Below are 14,931 nucleotides of genomic sequence, written 5' to 3'. Positions count from 1 at the left end.
CGCGTTCAACCCGCGGTCCATGGATTTCGATCTGACCGAAGACCAGCGGGCGATCGAGGACGCCGCGCGCGCCTTCGCATTGGCCGAGCTGGCGCCGCATTCGGCGCGCTGGGACGAGGAAGGCGGCCTGGACCGGGCCGTGCTCCAGGCCGCGGCGGGGCTGGGGTTTGCGGGCCTCTATGTGCGCGAGGACGTGGGCGGTTCGGCGCTGTCGCGCCTCGACGCATCCATCGTGTTCGAGCAGCTCAGCTACGGCGACGTGGCGACGGCGGCGTTCATCTCGATCCACAACATGGCGTCGTGGATGATCGACCGGTTCGGGTCGGAGGACCTGCGGCGGCGGTATCTGCCGAAGCTGACGACGATGGAGCTGATCGCCAGCTATTGCCTGACCGAGCCGGGCTCGGGCTCGGACGCCGCAGCGCTGATGACCACCGCGCGCAGGGGCGGGGACGGCTATGTGCTGAACGGCTCCAAGGCCTTCATCTCGGGCGCCGGCTTCTCGGACGTCTACGTCGTCATGGCCCGCACGGGGGGCGAGGGCGCGAAGGGCGTCTCCGCGTTCGTGGTCGAAAACGGGACGCCGGGCCTGTCGTTCGGCGCGCCGGAGCGCAAGATGGGCTGGAACGCCCAGCCCACCGCCCAGGTGAACTTCGACGACTGCCGCGTGCCCGAGGCCAACCGGATCGGCGGGGAGGGCGAGGGCTTCAGGTTCGCGATGGCGGGTCTGGACGGCGGGCGGATCAACATCGCCTCCTGCTCGCTGGGCGGGGCGGGCCTGGCCCTCGACACGGCCCGTGAGTATCTGGGGACCCGCAAGCAGTTCGGTCAGGCGCTGAAGGAATTCCAGGGCCTCCAGTGGCGCCTGGCCGACATGGCCACCGATCTGGACGCGGCCCGCCTGATGGTGCGCCGCGCCGCCGACGCGCTGGACAAGAAGCACCCCAAGGCGACGCAGTACTGCGCCATGGCCAAGCGCTTCGCCACCGACGCCGGCTTCGAGGTGGCCAACCAGGCGCTGCAACTCCACGGCGGCTACGGCTACCTCAGGGATTACCCGCTGGAGCGGATCGTCCGCGACCTGCGGGTCCACCAGATCCTCGAAGGCACCAACGAGATCATGCGCGTCATCACCGCGCGGGAGATGTTCCGCACATGAGCGAACCCGAAGTCCTCTGCCGCGTCGAAGGCGGTGTGGGACGCATCACGCTGAACCGGCCCAAGGCGCTGCATGCGCTGACCACGAACATGTGCCGGCTGATGACCGACGCCCTGCTGGCGTGGCGGGACGATCCGGCGGTGGATCTGGTGCTGCTGGACCACTCGGGCGAGCGGGGCTTCTGCGCCGGCGGGGACATCCGCATGCTCGCCGAAAGCGCAGCGGGCGACGGCCGTTTGGCGCGCGAGTTCTTCTTCACCGAGTACCGGCTGAACCACCTGCTGTTCCACTATCCCAAGCCGACCGTGGCGATCATGGACGGGATCACCATGGGCGGTGGCGTGGGTCTGTCGCGGCCCTGCCGACACCGGGTGGCGACCGAGCGGACCACCTTCGCCATGCCCGAGACCGGGATCGGCCTGTTCCCGGACGTGGGCGGGGGCTGGTACCTGGGCCGCATGCCCGGCCAGATCGGGCTGTGGTTGGCGCTCACCGGCGCGCGGATCAAGGCGGCCGATTGCGCGCGGCTGGAGATCGCGACCGACGTCGTGGAGAGCGCGAAGATTCCCGACCTGAAGGCGGCGATCGTGGCCGAGCCGTCGCAGGTGGAAGCGATCCTGACGGCGTGGGGCGGCGACGCCGGACAGCCCCCAATCGCGGCGTATCAGGACGAGATCGCCCGGCGCTTCGCCGGAGACAGCCTCGAGGCGATCCTGGCCAGCCTGGAGGCGGCCGGGACCGACTGGGCGGCCGAGCAGCTCAAGGTGCTGGGCACGAAGTCGCCGCAGACGATGAAGGTGGCCCTGCGCCAGCTCAAGCTGGGGGGCGAGGCCGCCACCTTCGCCGAGAACATGGCGATGGAGTACCGGATCGGCGCCCGCGTGGTGCAGCGCCACGACTTCATCGAAGGCGTCCGCGCCGTGATCGTCGACAAGGACAACGCCCCCCGCTGGGATCCGCCGACGGCCCGGGCCGTCAGCGAAGCGTTGCTGGACGAGATCTTCGCGCCCCTCCCGGCCGACCAGGAATGGACCCCCATCGATGGAGTTCCCCAATGACCCGCGTCGCGTTCATCGGACTCGGCAACATGGGCGGCGGCATGGCCGCCAACCAGGCGAAGGCGGGACGGGAGGTGGCGGCCTTCGACCTTTCCGCCGCGGCGATGGAGAAGGCGGTGGCGGCTGGTTGTGAGGCGGCGGGATCGGTGGCGGCTGCGGTGGCCGGCGCCGAGGTGGTGATCACGATGCTGCCCGCAGGCCCTCACGTCCGTAGCGTTTACGCTGAGAACATCCTGCCCCACGCGCCGAAATCCGCGCTGCTGATCGACTGCTCGACCATCGACGTGGACAGCGCCCGCGCCGTGGCGGGGGAGGCCAAGGCGGCGGGCTTCCGATTCGCCGACGCCCCCGTATCGGGCGGGACGGCGGCGGCCGAGGCGGGAACCCTGGCCTTCATGGCGGGCTGCGACGCGGCGGATTATCCGGCGGTCGAGGCGGCCCTGGCGCCGATGTCGCGGGTGACGTTCCGGGCGGGCGATCACGGGGCGGGGCAGGCGGCCAAGATCTGCAACAACATGGTGCTCGGCATCTCGATGATCGGGGTGTGCGAGGCGCTGGCCCTGGCCGAGAAGCTGGGGCTGGACCCGGTGACGTTCCACGAGATCTCGTCGCAGTCGTCAGGCCAGTGCTGGAGCCTGACCAGCTACTGCCCCTGGCCGGGACCGGTCCCCGCGGCGCCGTCGAACCGCGACTACGAGGGCGGCTTCGCCACCGCCATGATGCTGAAGGACCTCAAGCTGGCGCAGGAGGCTGCGGCCCGATCCGGCGCGGCCACGCCGCTGGGCGCGACCGCCGAGGGCCTCTACGCCCTCTTCGACCGCCTCGGCGGCGGACCTAAGGACTTCTCGGCGATTCTCGAAATGCTGCGGGGGAGGAGCGTGGCCTGAACGGGCCTCGATTGACCTGCATCAAGGCCGGCGGGAATTGTGGCGTCTATCTGCCGCACCATGAGACGCGCGACCTCCGCGGGCGCTGAATTTATGGACATTGTGAAATCGCGGCGCCAAAAGGCTGACGTATTCGAGGGGCCGGGCCGCGGCGCGCACTTCCGTTGCGCCAACCGGGATCTGATCATGGATTACAGGGAAAACTTCCGCGTCGCGCTTGAGCGGGTCCGGTCCGAAGGCCGCTACCGGGTCTTCGCCGACCTGAAGCGCCATCGTGGCGAGTTTCCGCGCGCCACCTGGACGCGGGCTGACGGTTCGACCTCCGAGGTCACGGTCTGGTGCTCGAACGACTACCTGGGCCAGGGCCAGAACCCCGTCGTGCTCGACGCCATGCACAAGGCGATCGAGGAGGCCGGCGCCGGCTCGGGCGGCACCCGCAACATCTCGGGGACCACGCGATACCACGTGGAACTGGAGCGCGAGCTGGCCGACCTGCACGACAAGGAAGCGGCGCTGCTGTTCACCTCGGGCTATGTCTCGAACGAGGCGTCGCTCTCGACCCTCTACAAGATCCTGCCCGGCCTGCTGATCTTCAGCGACGAGCTGAACCACAACTCGATGATCAGCGGCATCCGCGCGGGCAGGCGCGAGCAGCGGATCGTCTTCCGCCACAACGATCTCGAACACCTGGAACAGCTTCTGGCCGCGGCCGATCCGGCCGCGCCCAAGCTGGTCGCCTTCGAGAGCGTCTATTCGATGGACGGCGATATCGCCGACATCCGGGGCACCGTGGCCCTGGCGAAGAAGTATGGCGCGCTCACCTATATCGACGAAGTCCATGCGGTCGGCATGTACGGCCCTCGCGGGGCCGGCGTCGCCGAGCGCGACGGCATGATGGCCGAGATCGACATCATCGAGGGCACGCTGGGCAAGGCCTTCGGCGTCATGGGCGGCTACATCGCCGCCGACTCGGTGATCGTGGACGCGATCCGCAGCTATGCCGACGGCTTCATCTTCACCACCTCGCTGCCGCCGGCCCTGGCGGCGGGCGCCGTGGCCTCGATCCGGTATCTGAAGGATCACAACGAGGTCCGCGTCGCACACCAGGAACGCGCCGCGGCGCTGAAGGCCCGTCTGATCCGGGCCGGTCTGCCGGTAATGCCGTCGGTCAGCCATATCGTGCCCGTGCTGGTGGGCGATCCCGTCCACTGCAAGATGATCTCGGACATCCTGCTCGAGGACCACGGCGTCTACGTGCAGCCGATCAATTATCCCACCGTACCGCGTGGCACCGAACGTCTTCGCTTCACGCCGTCGCCGGCCCATGACGACCGGATGATGGACGAACTGGCCGAGGCCCTGGAAGCGCTCTGGGTTCGCTGCAACGTCAAGCGCATCGGGGGCTACGCCGCGTAACGCGTTCGCGAATCGACCTCTTGCGGATGTCACCTGCGCGCGTTTGCCGCTGCGCGCCTTTGACACAACGCACGGTTGGCGGACTCGTGGCTCACTCGCGCCTGGGGACGGGCCACCTTTCGCCCGACATCGGACCGGCCCTGGACGCTTCCGTACCCGCGGAAGCGTCCCTAGGGGCGAAATGGCGAACGCGGCCAGATCAGCTTCGGCGCCGGACGCCGCGGCCCAGCCCGATCTTCTTGGCGAAATCCGAACGCCTGGCCGCATAGGCCGGCGCCACCATCGGATAGTCCGGCGGCAGGCCCCAGCGGCGGCGATAGTCTTCGGGGCTCATGTCGAAGCGCGAGCGCAGGTAGCGCTTCAGCATCTTCAGCTTCTTCCCGTCCTCGAGGCAGACGATGTAGTCGTGCTGGACCGAGCGCCCGATCGGCACCGCCGGCTTCGGCCGTTGCTCGACGACCGGCGGCGGCGCCGGGCCGGTGAGCTGGCTCAGGGTCTGGTGGACCGAGCGGATGATGTCGGGCACGGCGTCGGGCGTTACGGCGTTGCGGCTCACATAGGCGGCGACGATTCCCGCGCCGAGGCGCAACAGGTCCTCTCCCGACGGTCCGGAAGGTTCGGGGCCAACGCTCATCACCACCTCGGTTCGATACGACACGCACGCCGGAAGGCGCGGCCCTGTGTGGTTCCGGGGAGAAGCACCCCCGGGGGTCGCGCCCCGGCGTCTGCCGGGAAACGCGTCAGGGCGCGATCGGTTCCCGGCCGCGGTTGGAGTGGGCGGCGTTCGGGAGTAAAGGGGGCCGCCCCGCCAGACTTGAGTCTTCCCCACAGCGAAAGGCGCCGCCCTTGAACCTGCACGTGCAAGCCGAATCCTCGACCAAATCCTTCTTCCAGGCGGGTGTCGGCGCCGCCGATCCCGACGTCGCGAAGGTTCTCGCCGGCGAACTGAAGCGCCAGCAGGACCAGATCGAGCTGATCGCGTCCGAGAACATCGTCTCCCGGGCGGTGCTCGACGCCCAGGGCTCGGTCCTGACCAACAAGTACGCCGAGGGTTATCCGGGCAAGCGCTACTACGGCGGCTGCGAGGTGGTGGACGAGGTCGAGCGCCTGGCCATCGAGCGCGCGAAGCAGCTCTTCGGGTGCGAGTTCGCCAACGTCCAGCCCCACTCCGGCAGCCAGGCGAACCAGGCGGTGTTCATGGTCACCATGACGCCGGGCGACACCTTCATGGGCATGAACCTGGACCACGGCGGGCACCTGACCCACGGCAAGAGCGTCAACCAGTCGGGCAAGTGGTTCAGCCCCGTGGCCTATGGCGTGCGCGCCCAGGATCACCTGATCGACTACGACGAGGCCGCCGAGGTGGCCCGCGCGCATCGGCCGAAGGTGATCATCGCCGGCGGCTCGGCCTATTCGCGGCAGATCGACTTCGCGAAGTTCCGCCAGATCGCCGACGAGGTCGACGCCGTCCTGATGTGCGACGTCGCGCACTACGCGGGCCTGATCGTGGCCGGCGAATATCCGAACCCGTTCCCGCACGCCCACATCGTGACGACCACCACGCACAAGACGCTGCGCGGTCCGCGCGGCGGCCTGATCCTGACCAACGACAAGAAGCTGGCGAAGAAGATCGACAGCGCGGTCTTCCCCGGACTCCAGGGCGGGCCCCTTATGCATGTGATCGCCGGCAAGGCGGTGGCCTTCGGCGAAGCGCTGAAGCCCGAGTTCAAGGGTTATGCGAAGCGGGTGATCGAAAACGCCCGCGCGCTGGCCGACAGCCTGCAGGGCGTGGGCTTCAAGATCGTCTCGAACGGGACCGACAGCCACCTGATGCTGGTGGACCTGACCCCCAAGGGCGTCAGCGGCGCTGTGGCCGAAGTGGCCCTGGAGCGCGCCGGGATCACCACCAACAAGAACTCGATCCCCGGCGACCCCCTGCCGCCGATGCAGACCTCGGGCCTGCGCGTCGGCTCGCCGGCTGGCACCACCCGCGGCTTCGGGCCGGTGGAGTTCCGCCAGGTGGGCCGGTGGATCGGCGAGGTGCTGGACGCGGTGGCCAGCGGCGAAGATCCCACACCTGTCGAAAACAAGGTGCGCGCCGAAGTCGTTGAACTGACACGGCGCTTCCCGATCTACAGCTAATGGTGTTGAGTGGACGGGGAGGGGGCTAGATATGCGCTGCCCATTCTGTGGCCACGACGAAACCCAGGTGAAGGACAGCCGCCCGTCGGAAGACGGCGCGGCCATCCGTCGCCGGCGACTGTGCCCCAAGTGCGAGGGCCGCTTCACCACGTTCGAACGGGTTCAGCTTCGCGAGCTGACGATCCTGAAGCGTTCGGGCCGGCGCGCGCCGTTCGATCGGGACAAGCTGGCCCGCTCGCTCTCGGTGGCGCTGCGCAAGCGGCCCGTGGAGCCCGACCGGGTCGAGCGCATGATCTCCACGATCGTCCGCCAGCTCGAGAGCATGGGCGAGACCGAACTGGCGTCCTCGACCATCGGCGAGCTGGTGATGAAGCACCTGAAGCAGCTCGATGACGTGGCCTATGTCCGCTACGCCTCGGTCTACCGCGACTTCAAGGAGACCGAGGACTTCGCCCGCTTCCTGGGCGAGGAGGGCCTGGGCGACGGCGAGGGACGGTAGGCGCGCGGCGACCTGACCGGCTCCGGCATCGGGCGTCGTCGCTGCGTGGGATTGGCGCCGGCCCGTCCCGGCCCCTAAAGGTTGGGCGATGACCGTCACCCTCAAGCTCGCCACGTCGCTCGACGGCCGGATCGCGACCGCGACGGGCGAGAGCCGCTGGATCACGGGGTCGCAGAGTCGCGAGCAGGTGCATCGCCTGCGCGCCGCGCACGACGCGGTGGTGATCGGGGCCGAGACGGCCCTGGCCGACGATCCGGAACTGACCGTCCGCCTCCCGGGCTATGCCGGCCGCCAGCCGGCGCGCGTGGTTCTGGACAGCCGCCAGAGGCTCTCGCCCGACAGCCGGCTGGCGCGCACGGCGCGTGAGGTTCCGACCTATGTCGTTTCCACGATCGCCCCGAAGCCGGCTCTCGTGGCCCTGGGCGTCCGCGTCCTGACGGCGCCTGTGCTCGGCGAGGACCGGCCTGACCTGACCGCCGTCGTCCAGCTCCTGGCCGCTGAAGGTCTCGCGAATCTCTTCGTGGAGGGGGGGGGGCAGGTGGCGGGCGGCTTCCTGCGCTGCGGCCTGGTGGACGCCCTGGAGTGGTTCCGCGCGCCCATCGTGCTGGGCGGCGAGGGACGGCCGGGCGTCGGCGCCCTGGGCGTTGCGTCCCTCGCCGGGGCGCCCCATTTCCGGCGTGTGGAGGTCGGCGTCCTGGGCGACGATCTCTGGGAACGCTACGCCAAGACCTGAGGAAGCAGCATGTTCACCGGTATCGTCACCGACGTGGGGCGCGTGCGCGCCGTGCGCGACACCAACCGCGACCGCCGCTTCGAGATCGAGACCCGGTTCGACCTGGCCACCGTCGACATCGGCGCCTCGATCAGCCATGCCGGCTGCTGCCTGACCGTCGTGGAGAAGGGCGAGGGCTGGTTCGCCGTGGAGGTCTCGGGCGAGACGCTTTCGCTGACCACGCTGTCCGACTGGCGCGAAGGTCGCCCGGTGAACCTCGAGCGCGCCGCCCGCGTGGGCGACGAACTGGGCGGCCACATCGTCTCGGGCCACGTGGACGGCGTGGGCGAGGTCCTGTCGATCGAATCGGATGGCGGCTCTCATCGCGTCCGCATCCGCGCGCCGCGGCCGCTCCATCGCTTCATCGCGCCCAAGGGCTCCATCACCGTCGAGGGCGTCTCCCTTACGGTGAATGAAGTCGAGGACGACGTGTTCGGCGTGAACCTGATCCCCCACACCTGGGATGTGACCACGCTGGGCGGCCTCAGGCCCGGCGGTCGGGTGAATCTCGAGATCGACATGCTGGCGCGCTATCTCGCCCGCTGGCGCGAAACCGCCTAAGAGCGGTCTTCGACTGCACTTCAAGGACTTCCCATGAGCGACGAGCCGATCCGCATCCTGATCGTGGAGGCGCGCTTCTACGACGATCTGGCCGACGCCCTGCTCGACGGCGCCGTCCAGGCGCTGACCGCGTTCGAGGCGGAGTACGATGTCGTCACGGTGCCGGGCGCGCTGGAGATCCCGGGCGCCATCGCGCTGGCCGAGGATGCGGGCCAGAAGGCCGGCAAGGCCTACGACGGCTATGTGGCGCTGGGCTGCGTGATCCGCGGCGAGACCTATCATTTCGAGATCGTCTCGAACGAGAGCGCGCGCGGCATCATGGACCTGACGGTCGGAAAACGGCTCTGCATCGGCAACGGCGTCCTCACCACCGAGGACGACGAGCAGGCCTGGGCGCGCGCCCGGATCAGCGAAGGCGACAAGGGCGGCGGGGCGGCGCGGGCCGCGCTGAGCATGATCGCGCTCAAGCGCCAGCTGGCGGGCGGCCTGCGATGAGCGGCCACGCTTCGCGCTCGGTGGCGCGGCTCGCGGCCGTCCAGGCGCTCTACCAGATGGAGGTCTCGGCGATCGGCGTCGAGGCCGTGATCCGCGAGTTCACCGACCATCGCTTCGATCGCGACATCGAGGGCGTGGGCGCCGAGGGGGCGGAAGGCGATGGCGCGACCCTGGCGTCCGCCGACGAGGGCTTCTTCGCCGACCTCGTTCGCGGCGTGGTCGCCGAACAGGCCCGGGTGGACGCCGCCATCGCCAAGCGGCTGGCCGAGGGTTGGCGGCTGGAGCGACTCGACGCTACCGTCCGGGCGATCCTGCGCGCCGGGGCCTTTGAACTCGCCCGCCGCCCGGACGTTCCCACCGAGGTGGCCATCGACGAGTACGTCGAAGTGGCCAAGAGCTTCTTCGAGGGAACCGAACCGGGCTTCGTGAACGGGGCTCTGGACGGGGTCGCCAAGGATGTCCGCCCAGCACGGAACCAACCCACTGGATGAATTCGGAGAGATCGCCCGACTCTTCCGCCCGTTGACGCGGGGCGCGCCGGGCGCGTTCGACCTCATGGACGATGCGGCGATGATGCCGCAGAGGCCCGGCCACGATCTGATCGTGACCACCGACGCCATCGTCGAGGGCGTGCATTTTCCGGCCGGGGAGGCGCCCGACATGATCGCGCGCAAGCTGGTGCGGGTGAACGTGTCGGACCTGGCCGCCAAGGCCGCCGAGCCCTTCGCCGCCTTCCTGACGGTGAGCTGGCCGGGCGGCTACGAGGCGCGGGACCGGGCGCGGTTCGCGCTCGGTCTGGCGGCCGATCTTGAGGTGTTCGGCATGAGCCTCTACGGCGGCGACACTACGGCCACGCCGGGACCGTTCACCTGCAGCCTGACGGCGATGGGCTGGACGCCGGCGGGCCGGATGGTGCGCCGGGGCGGCGCGCGGCCGGGCGACCGATTGCTGGTCAGCGGGGCGATCGGCGACGCCACGCTCGGTCTGGCGGCGGTGATGGGCGAGATCGAGGACGCCGACGGCCGCCTGGCGCATCGCTACCGCATGCCCGAGCCGCGGCTGGACGTGCGCAACGCCCTGCGCCGGCACGCCACCGCGGCGGCGGACGTCTCGGACGGCCTGATCGCCGACGCCCGCCACATCGCCGAGGCCAGCGGCGTGGGCCTCTGTATCGACCTGGACCAGCTTCCCCTTTCGGGCGCGGCGGCCACCTGGCTCGAGGACCAGTCCGACCCGGCCGCCGCCCTCGTTCGCCTGGCCACGGGCGGCGACGACTACGAGATCGTCTGCACCATGCCGTCGGGTTCGACCCGCCCGCGCGGGTTCACCGTCATCGGCGAGGTGCGGGAAGCGCCCGGCCTGGAAGTCCGGGCGGCCGGCCGCGCGGTCGATCCCGGCGCCGGCGGCTGGCGGCACGGCTGAAGCGCGCTAAACCTCTACGGCGACGAAAAAGGGAAGGCGACGCATGAGACCGCCGAACGTCATCGTGATCCTGGCCGACGATCTCGGCTACGGCGATCTCGGCTGCTACGGCTCGACCCACATCCGGACCCCCAACCTCGACCGCATGGCGGAGGAGGGCGCGCGCTTCACGGACTTCTACGCTTCGGCCAACGTCTGCACGCCGTCGAGGGCCGGGCTTCTCACCGGGCGCTATGCGATCCGCTCGGGGCTGGCGCACGAGGTCATCCAGCCGGCGGACACCACCGGCCTGCCGCCCGACGCCTGGACGATCCCCAAGGCGCTGAAGCCCGACTATGCGACCGCGCTGATCGGCAAGTGGCACCTGGGGCATGTAGCGCCGCACTGGCCGCCCACGGTGCAGGGCTTCGACCGTTTCCACGGACTGGCCTACAGCCACGACATGCGGCCGCTGAAGCTCTACGAGGCGGACGCGGGCGGCCTGACCGAACACGAGGGCAAGGTCGACTTCGCCGGGCTCACCCGCGACTTCTTCGAACAGGCCGAGGCCTTCGCCGAGGCCAACCGCGATCGCCCGTTCTTCGTGCTGCTGGCCCTGACCGCGCCGCACATTCCCCTGGTCCCCAATCCCGCCGATCCGACGGATTCGCCGGCCGGCGCCTATGGCGACGTGGTGGAGGAGATCGACCTGGGGGTGGGCCGCCTCCTGGCCCGCCTGAAGGCCTTGGGCGTCGACGACGACACCCTGGTCGTCTTCACCTCGGACAACGGCCCCTGGTTCGAGGGTTCGTCCGGTCCCTTCCGCGAGCGCAAAGGCGGTTCGGCCTGGGACGGTGGCTTCCGCGTGCCGTTCATCGCCCGGCTGCCGGGCCGTATACCGGCGGGGCAGGTGAGTTCGGCGCTCGCCAGCAACCTGGACATCCTGCCCACCGTCCTCGGCCTCGCGGGGCGGACGCCGCCCGCCGATCTGGAGCTGGACGGCCAGGACCTCTCGTCGCTGCTGACCTCGGGGGAGGGCGGCGGCCACGAGGAGATCCTGCTCTTCGACAACAATCACGTGGCGGGCCTGCGCACCGCCCGGTGGAAGCTGGTGGCGCGCAGCTACTATCGCGGCCTGGATATCCCGCTCCACGCGCTGCCGTTGCTCTTCGACATGCAGGCGGACCCGGGGGAAACCTACAGCGTCGCCGCGCGCCACCCGGACGTCCTGGCGGACATGCGGGACCGTCTGGCCCGCGCCCGGGCGAAATACGAGCCGATGGCCCACCTCTTTCCGCCGCACGTGGCGCCGGCGAGCGCCGCGGACCACCCCGACTAGGCGTCTAAGTTACGAGGGTTGTGCAGCCGTTTCCCAGTCGCGTTTCGCAACCCGGGCCTGTCTCAGCCCGGCCGGGGCTGAACACCTGCCTGGCGACGACACCTAGGCGAGCTTCACCAGCATCTTGCCCAGGTTTTCGCCCTTGAAGAGGCCCAGGAAGGCGTCGGGAGCCTTCTCGATCCCCTCTCGGACCGTCTCCTTCCAACTGAATTTCCCGGCCTCGATCCATTCGCCCAGGTCTCGGTGGAAGTCGGCCATCAGGTCCCAGTGGGTCGAGACGATGAAGCCGCGCAGGGTGAGCTGCTTGCCCACGGCCTGCACCAGGTTGCGCGGCCCTGGCGGCAACTCGGTGGCGTTGTACATCGAGATCGCCCCGCAGAGCGCGAACCGGGCGAAGGGCCGGGCGGCGTTGAGCGCCGCCTCCAGGTGATCGCCGCCCACGTTGTCGAAATAGACGTCGATACCCTGCGGCGCGGCGCGGGCCAGGGCGGCGTTCAGGTCGGGCTCGGCCTTGTAGTCGATGACCGCGTCGCAGCCGATCTCCTTCAGGAACGCGAGCTTCTCGGCCCCGCCGGCCGAGCCGATGACGGTGTGACCCCGGGCCTTGGCGACCTGGACCACCACCGAGCCCACGGCCCCCGCGGCGCCCGAGACGAAGACGATGTCGCCCGCCTTCAACTCGGCCACCCGCAGAAGGCCGGCATAGGCCGTGAGACCGGGCATCCCGGCCGCGCCCAGGAACGCCTGGGGCGGGAGATTGGTGGCGGGCAGCTTCTGGACCTGGGCGGCGGGCGCGTTGAAGCCTTCCCGCCAGCCGAAGTTGGACTGCACGAGGTCGCCCGGCTTCAGGGCGGGATCGTTCGATGCCGTCACCTGGCCTACGGCGCCGCCCTCCAGCGCCTTGCCGATCTGGAAGGGCGGGACATAGCTCTTCACGTCGTTCATGCGACCGCGCATGTAGGGGTCGACCGTCATCCAGAGGTTCTTCACCTGAACCTCGCCGGCGCCGGGCGTCGGCAGGTCCAGCGTAGCCAGCTCGAAGTTGTCGGCCACGGGGGTTCCGCTGGGGCGGCTCTTCAGTCGAATCTCGCGGACCGTGGTCATGGCGTCCTCCAATGCGTTCTTTCAAACAACTGTAAGAGGCCGCGCCGGTGGCGTCGAGGCGGCGCGTCGTGGTAGGCGCGCGCCATGAGCGGAACCTTGCGCGGCGGTGTGATCGGGGCGGGCGTGTTCGGCGGCTATCACGCCGCCCAGTATGCGCGACTGCCAGGCGTCGACTTCGTCGGAGTCTACGACATCCACCCCGACCGCGCGGCGCGTGTGGCCATGCCTCTCGGCGGTCGCGCTTTCGCCGACTTCGCGGAGTTGCTGGGCGAGGTGGACGTCGTGACGGTGGCTTCGCCCGCCAGCCATCACGCCGAGCAGGCGCTCGAAGCGCTGGCGGCGGGGCGGCATGTCTATGTTGAAAAGCCGGTCGCCACGCGCCTGACCGACGCCGAGAAGGTGAGAGCCGCAGCGGCCAGGGCCGGCCGGATCGTCGCCTGCGGTCATCAGGAGCGCGTCGTCTTCCAGGCCATGGGCCTCCTGGATATTCCCGAGCCGCCTCTGTTGCTGGAGGCCCTGCGCCACGGTCCGCCGTCGGACCGCAGCCGCGACGTCTCGGCGGTGCTGGACCTCATGGTCCATGACATCGACCTCGTGCTGGCGATCGCCGCCGCCGAGCCGGCCGCCGCCGAGGCCGAGGGGGCGCGCGGAGACGATGGCGTCTGGGACGTGGCCCGCGCCGAAGCCAGTTTCGAGAACGGGTTCACCGCCATCCTCGACGTCTCGCGCCGCGCCGAGGCGCGGCGGCGCACCATGCGGATCGTCTATCCATCGGGAGAGGTCGAGATCGATTTCGTGGCCCGCACCTTCCGAAACACCACGCCCCATGCCCTGAACGCCGACTTCGCCGAGACGCCGGCCGCCCGCGATCCCCTGGGCGCCAGCATCGAGGGGTTCCTCGGGGCCGTGCGGGGCGAAGCGCCGCGCCCCGTGGTCACCGTAGGGGAGGCGATCGCGGCCCTGGACCTGGCGCTGGCGGTCGAGCAGGCGCTGGAGAACGCCGGGTAAGGCCGTTAGCTTGTCGCATTCCTAGGAGGACCGCCCATGTCCAGCGCTCACGACTTCAGCTTCGACGCCATCGCCGGCGGTCCGCTGCCGCTCTCGACCTATAAGGACAAGGTCGTGCTGGTGGTGAACACGGCGTCCAAATGCGGGCTGACGCCGCAGTACGACGGCCTGGAGAAGCTCTACACCGACTACAAGGACAAGGGTCTGGTGGTGCTGGGCGTGCCCTGCAACCAGTTCATGGGCCAGGAGCCTGGGACCGCGGATGAGATTCAGACCTTCTGCCGAACGACCTTCGGGATCGACTTTCCCATGACGGGCAAGGTGGACGTGAAGGGCGATGATGCGCATCCGTTCTACAAGTGGGCCGAGGGAGAACTCGGCGAACCCGCCGTACCGGTGTGGAACTTCCACAAGATCCTGATCGGCAAGGATGGCGAGGCGATCCGTGCGTTCGGCCCGCGCACCGAGCCGCTGGACGCCGAGGTCACCGGCGCCATCGAGGCGGCGCTCTGAACAGCGCCCCAGCAGGATCGTCGAACAAGGCGAAGGCCGCCCCGCCGGCGGCGGGGCGGCCTTCCCTGCGACCTTAAGACCCTAGAAGCGGTACTGGAGTTCCACGCCGTACAGTCGCGGCGGGGTGAGTTCGTACAACTGGGCTCCGTTCGGGAAGCGGTCGGACGGCACCGTGGCGCTGTTGTTCCGCTGCGCGGCCTGGACGGCGGCGGCGTAGCCATCGTCGTTGAGCAGGTTCTTCACGTAGGCGATGACGGTGTACTTGCCGCCCTCGGGCGCCCAGATGGCCCGCAGGTCCACCTGGTCCCAGGACGGGGCCGAGTTGTAGAAGCGCTCGAAGACGTTGGCGTAGGACTTCGAGCGGTAGAGGTAGGTGGCGCCCAGGGTCAGGTTCCCGGGCTCCATCTGGAAGGTGTAGAGGCCGTTCAGCGCCAGCTTGTGCTTGGGCGCCTGGGGCAGGGAATTGCCCACGACGCTGACCGCGCCCGTGGTGATGTTGTCGTTCACGTCGACCAGCAGCGGGCTCTTCTTGATCTTGCTGGGGTTGTAGCCGTAGTCGAGAGAGAGGCGCAGCGGC

Annotated in this window: 16 protein-coding genes and 1 pseudogene; 14 read left to right on the top strand and 3 right to left on the bottom strand. The window is 69.5% G+C overall.

Translation table 11 applies throughout. The annotated features are described in order from the left end of the window. Positions 1 to 19: 19 nt before the first annotated feature. The 4 genes from ABS78_RS21605 (at position 20) to hemA (ending at position 4,520) form a co-directional block, all read left to right on the top strand. A complete protein-coding gene (locus ABS78_RS21605) occupies positions 20 to 1,159 on the top strand; it encodes an acyl-CoA dehydrogenase family protein (RefSeq protein ID WP_293384477.1) in 1,140 nt (379 codons plus the stop codon). Then, the gene (locus tag ABS78_RS21600) at positions 1,156 to 2,217 is read left to right on the top strand and encodes an enoyl-CoA hydratase/isomerase family protein (protein WP_293384474.1); all 1,062 of its coding nucleotides are present in this window, start codon (positions 1,156 to 1,158) and stop codon (positions 2,215 to 2,217) included. The genes ABS78_RS21605 and ABS78_RS21600 overlap by 4 nt, the downstream gene beginning before the upstream one ends. Then, positions 2,214 to 3,104 carry a 3-hydroxyisobutyrate dehydrogenase gene (gene mmsB, locus ABS78_RS21595; protein WP_293384471.1) on the top strand — a complete coding sequence of 297 codons (891 nt, stop codon included), beginning with the start codon at positions 2,214 to 2,216 and terminating at the stop codon, positions 3,102 to 3,104. Before ABS78_RS21600 ends, mmsB begins: the two co-directional genes overlap by 4 nt. A gap of 186 nt (positions 3,105 to 3,290) precedes the next feature. Continuing rightward, positions 3,291 to 4,520, top strand: a complete 1,230-nt coding sequence (hemA, locus tag ABS78_RS21590; protein WP_293384468.1) for a 5-aminolevulinate synthase — start codon at positions 3,291 to 3,293, stop codon at positions 4,518 to 4,520. A gap of 199 nt (positions 4,521 to 4,719) precedes the next feature. Here hemA and ABS78_RS21585 read toward each other — a convergent pair whose 3' ends face one another. After that, positions 4,720 to 5,154, bottom strand: coding sequence for a MucR family transcriptional regulator (locus ABS78_RS21585; protein WP_293384465.1), 435 nt, complete (start codon positions 5,152 to 5,154; stop codon positions 4,720 to 4,722). Between the two features lie 218 nt (positions 5,155 to 5,372). On the opposite strand from ABS78_RS21585, the gene glyA reads away from it, so the two are divergent. The 8 genes and pseudogenes from glyA (at position 5,373) to ABS78_RS21545 (ending at position 11,729) form a co-directional block, all read left to right on the top strand. Then, on the top strand, positions 5,373 to 6,662 hold the full coding sequence (gene glyA / locus ABS78_RS21580) for a serine hydroxymethyltransferase (protein ID WP_293384525.1): 1,290 nt from the start codon (positions 5,373 to 5,375) through the stop codon (positions 6,660 to 6,662). Positions 6,663 to 6,693: 31 nt separating this feature from the next. Further along, positions 6,694 to 7,161 carry a transcriptional regulator NrdR gene (gene nrdR, locus ABS78_RS21575; protein WP_293384463.1) on the top strand — a complete coding sequence of 156 codons (468 nt, stop codon included), beginning with the start codon at positions 6,694 to 6,696 and terminating at the stop codon, positions 7,159 to 7,161. Between the two features lie 88 nt (positions 7,162 to 7,249). Further along, positions 7,250 to 7,894 (top strand): RibD family protein, encoded by a 645-nt coding sequence (locus ABS78_RS21570; protein ID WP_293384460.1) that lies wholly within the window; start codon positions 7,250 to 7,252, stop codon positions 7,892 to 7,894. A gap of 9 nt (positions 7,895 to 7,903) precedes the next feature. Beyond that, a complete protein-coding gene (locus ABS78_RS21565; protein ID WP_293384457.1) occupies positions 7,904 to 8,494 on the top strand; it encodes a riboflavin synthase in 591 nt (196 codons plus the stop codon). Between the two features lie 30 nt (positions 8,495 to 8,524). After that, a pseudogene (locus ABS78_RS21560) lies at positions 8,525 to 8,989 on the top strand (6,7-dimethyl-8-ribityllumazine synthase); the annotation flags it as partial. Next, positions 8,986 to 9,480 carry a transcription antitermination factor NusB gene (nusB, locus tag ABS78_RS21555; RefSeq protein ID WP_293384454.1) on the top strand — a complete coding sequence of 165 codons (495 nt, stop codon included), beginning with the start codon at positions 8,986 to 8,988 and terminating at the stop codon, positions 9,478 to 9,480. The pseudogene ABS78_RS21560 and the gene nusB, both read left to right, overlap by 4 nt. Next, the gene (thiL, locus tag ABS78_RS21550) at positions 9,446 to 10,411 is read left to right on the top strand and encodes a thiamine-phosphate kinase (protein WP_293384451.1); all 966 of its coding nucleotides are present in this window, start codon (positions 9,446 to 9,448) and stop codon (positions 10,409 to 10,411) included. The genes nusB and thiL overlap by 35 nt, the downstream gene beginning before the upstream one ends. 43 nt (positions 10,412 to 10,454) lie before the next feature. Continuing rightward, entirely contained in the window at positions 10,455 to 11,729 is a 1,275-nt protein-coding gene (locus ABS78_RS21545; protein ID WP_293384448.1) for a sulfatase, read from the top strand. Positions 11,730 to 11,831: 102 nt separating this feature from the next. Here ABS78_RS21545 and ABS78_RS21540 read toward each other — a convergent pair whose 3' ends face one another. Further along, complete coding sequence (locus ABS78_RS21540) at positions 11,832 to 12,833, bottom strand: NADP-dependent oxidoreductase (RefSeq protein WP_293384445.1); 1,002 nt, start codon at positions 12,831 to 12,833, stop codon at positions 11,832 to 11,834. 84 nt (positions 12,834 to 12,917) lie between these two features. Between ABS78_RS21540 and ABS78_RS21535 the strand changes: the two genes are divergently transcribed. Together ABS78_RS21535 and ABS78_RS21530 are read left to right on the top strand one after the other, a co-directional pair. After that, on the top strand, positions 12,918 to 13,841 hold the full coding sequence (locus tag ABS78_RS21535; RefSeq protein ID WP_293384442.1) for a Gfo/Idh/MocA family oxidoreductase: 924 nt from the start codon (positions 12,918 to 12,920) through the stop codon (positions 13,839 to 13,841). Between the two features lie 36 nt (positions 13,842 to 13,877). Further along, the gene (locus ABS78_RS21530) at positions 13,878 to 14,354 is read left to right on the top strand and encodes a glutathione peroxidase (protein ID WP_293384439.1); all 477 of its coding nucleotides are present in this window, start codon (positions 13,878 to 13,880) and stop codon (positions 14,352 to 14,354) included. 81 nt (positions 14,355 to 14,435) lie between these two features. On the opposite strand, the gene ABS78_RS21525 is transcribed toward ABS78_RS21530, so the two are convergent. Next, positions 14,436 to 14,931 (bottom strand): TonB-dependent receptor (locus ABS78_RS21525; RefSeq protein WP_293384436.1); only part of this gene is annotated, 496 nt, incomplete at its 5' end.

Source organism: Phenylobacterium sp. SCN 70-31, from assembly GCF_001724605.1.
Lineage (GTDB): Bacteria > Pseudomonadota > Alphaproteobacteria > Caulobacterales > Caulobacteraceae > Phenylobacterium.
Note: the sequence above shows the minus strand (reverse complement) of the source record. Positions and strands in the feature narration are given on the sequence as shown.

Coding starts and splice junctions, on each gene's coding strand:
- ABS78_RS21530 (WP_293384439.1), top strand. CDS start 13,878: ATGTCCAGCGCTCACGACTTCAGCTTCGACGCCATCGCCGGCGGTCCG.
- ABS78_RS21570 (WP_293384460.1), top strand. CDS start 7,250: ATGACCGTCACCCTCAAGCTCGCCACGTCGCTCGACGGCCGGATCGCG.
- nrdR (WP_293384463.1), top strand. CDS start 6,694: ATGCGCTGCCCATTCTGTGGCCACGACGAAACCCAGGTGAAGGACAGC.
- nusB (WP_293384454.1), top strand. CDS start 8,986: ATGAGCGGCCACGCTTCGCGCTCGGTGGCGCGGCTCGCGGCCGTCCAG.
- mmsB (WP_293384471.1), top strand. CDS start 2,214: ATGACCCGCGTCGCGTTCATCGGACTCGGCAACATGGGCGGCGGCATG.
- ABS78_RS21565 (WP_293384457.1), top strand. CDS start 7,904: ATGTTCACCGGTATCGTCACCGACGTGGGGCGCGTGCGCGCCGTGCGC.
- hemA (WP_293384468.1), top strand. CDS start 3,291: ATGGATTACAGGGAAAACTTCCGCGTCGCGCTTGAGCGGGTCCGGTCC.
- thiL (WP_293384451.1), top strand. CDS start 9,446: ATGTCCGCCCAGCACGGAACCAACCCACTGGATGAATTCGGAGAGATC.
- ABS78_RS21545 (WP_293384448.1), top strand. CDS start 10,455: ATGAGACCGCCGAACGTCATCGTGATCCTGGCCGACGATCTCGGCTAC.
- ABS78_RS21600 (WP_293384474.1), top strand. CDS start 1,156: ATGAGCGAACCCGAAGTCCTCTGCCGCGTCGAAGGCGGTGTGGGACGC.
- ABS78_RS21605 (WP_293384477.1), top strand. CDS start 20: ATGGATTTCGATCTGACCGAAGACCAGCGGGCGATCGAGGACGCCGCG.
- ABS78_RS21585 (WP_293384465.1), bottom strand. CDS start 5,154: ATGAGCGTTGGCCCCGAACCTTCCGGACCGTCGGGAGAGGACCTGTTG.
- ABS78_RS21535 (WP_293384442.1), top strand. CDS start 12,918: ATGAGCGGAACCTTGCGCGGCGGTGTGATCGGGGCGGGCGTGTTCGGC.
- ABS78_RS21540 (WP_293384445.1), bottom strand. CDS start 12,833: ATGACCACGGTCCGCGAGATTCGACTGAAGAGCCGCCCCAGCGGAACC.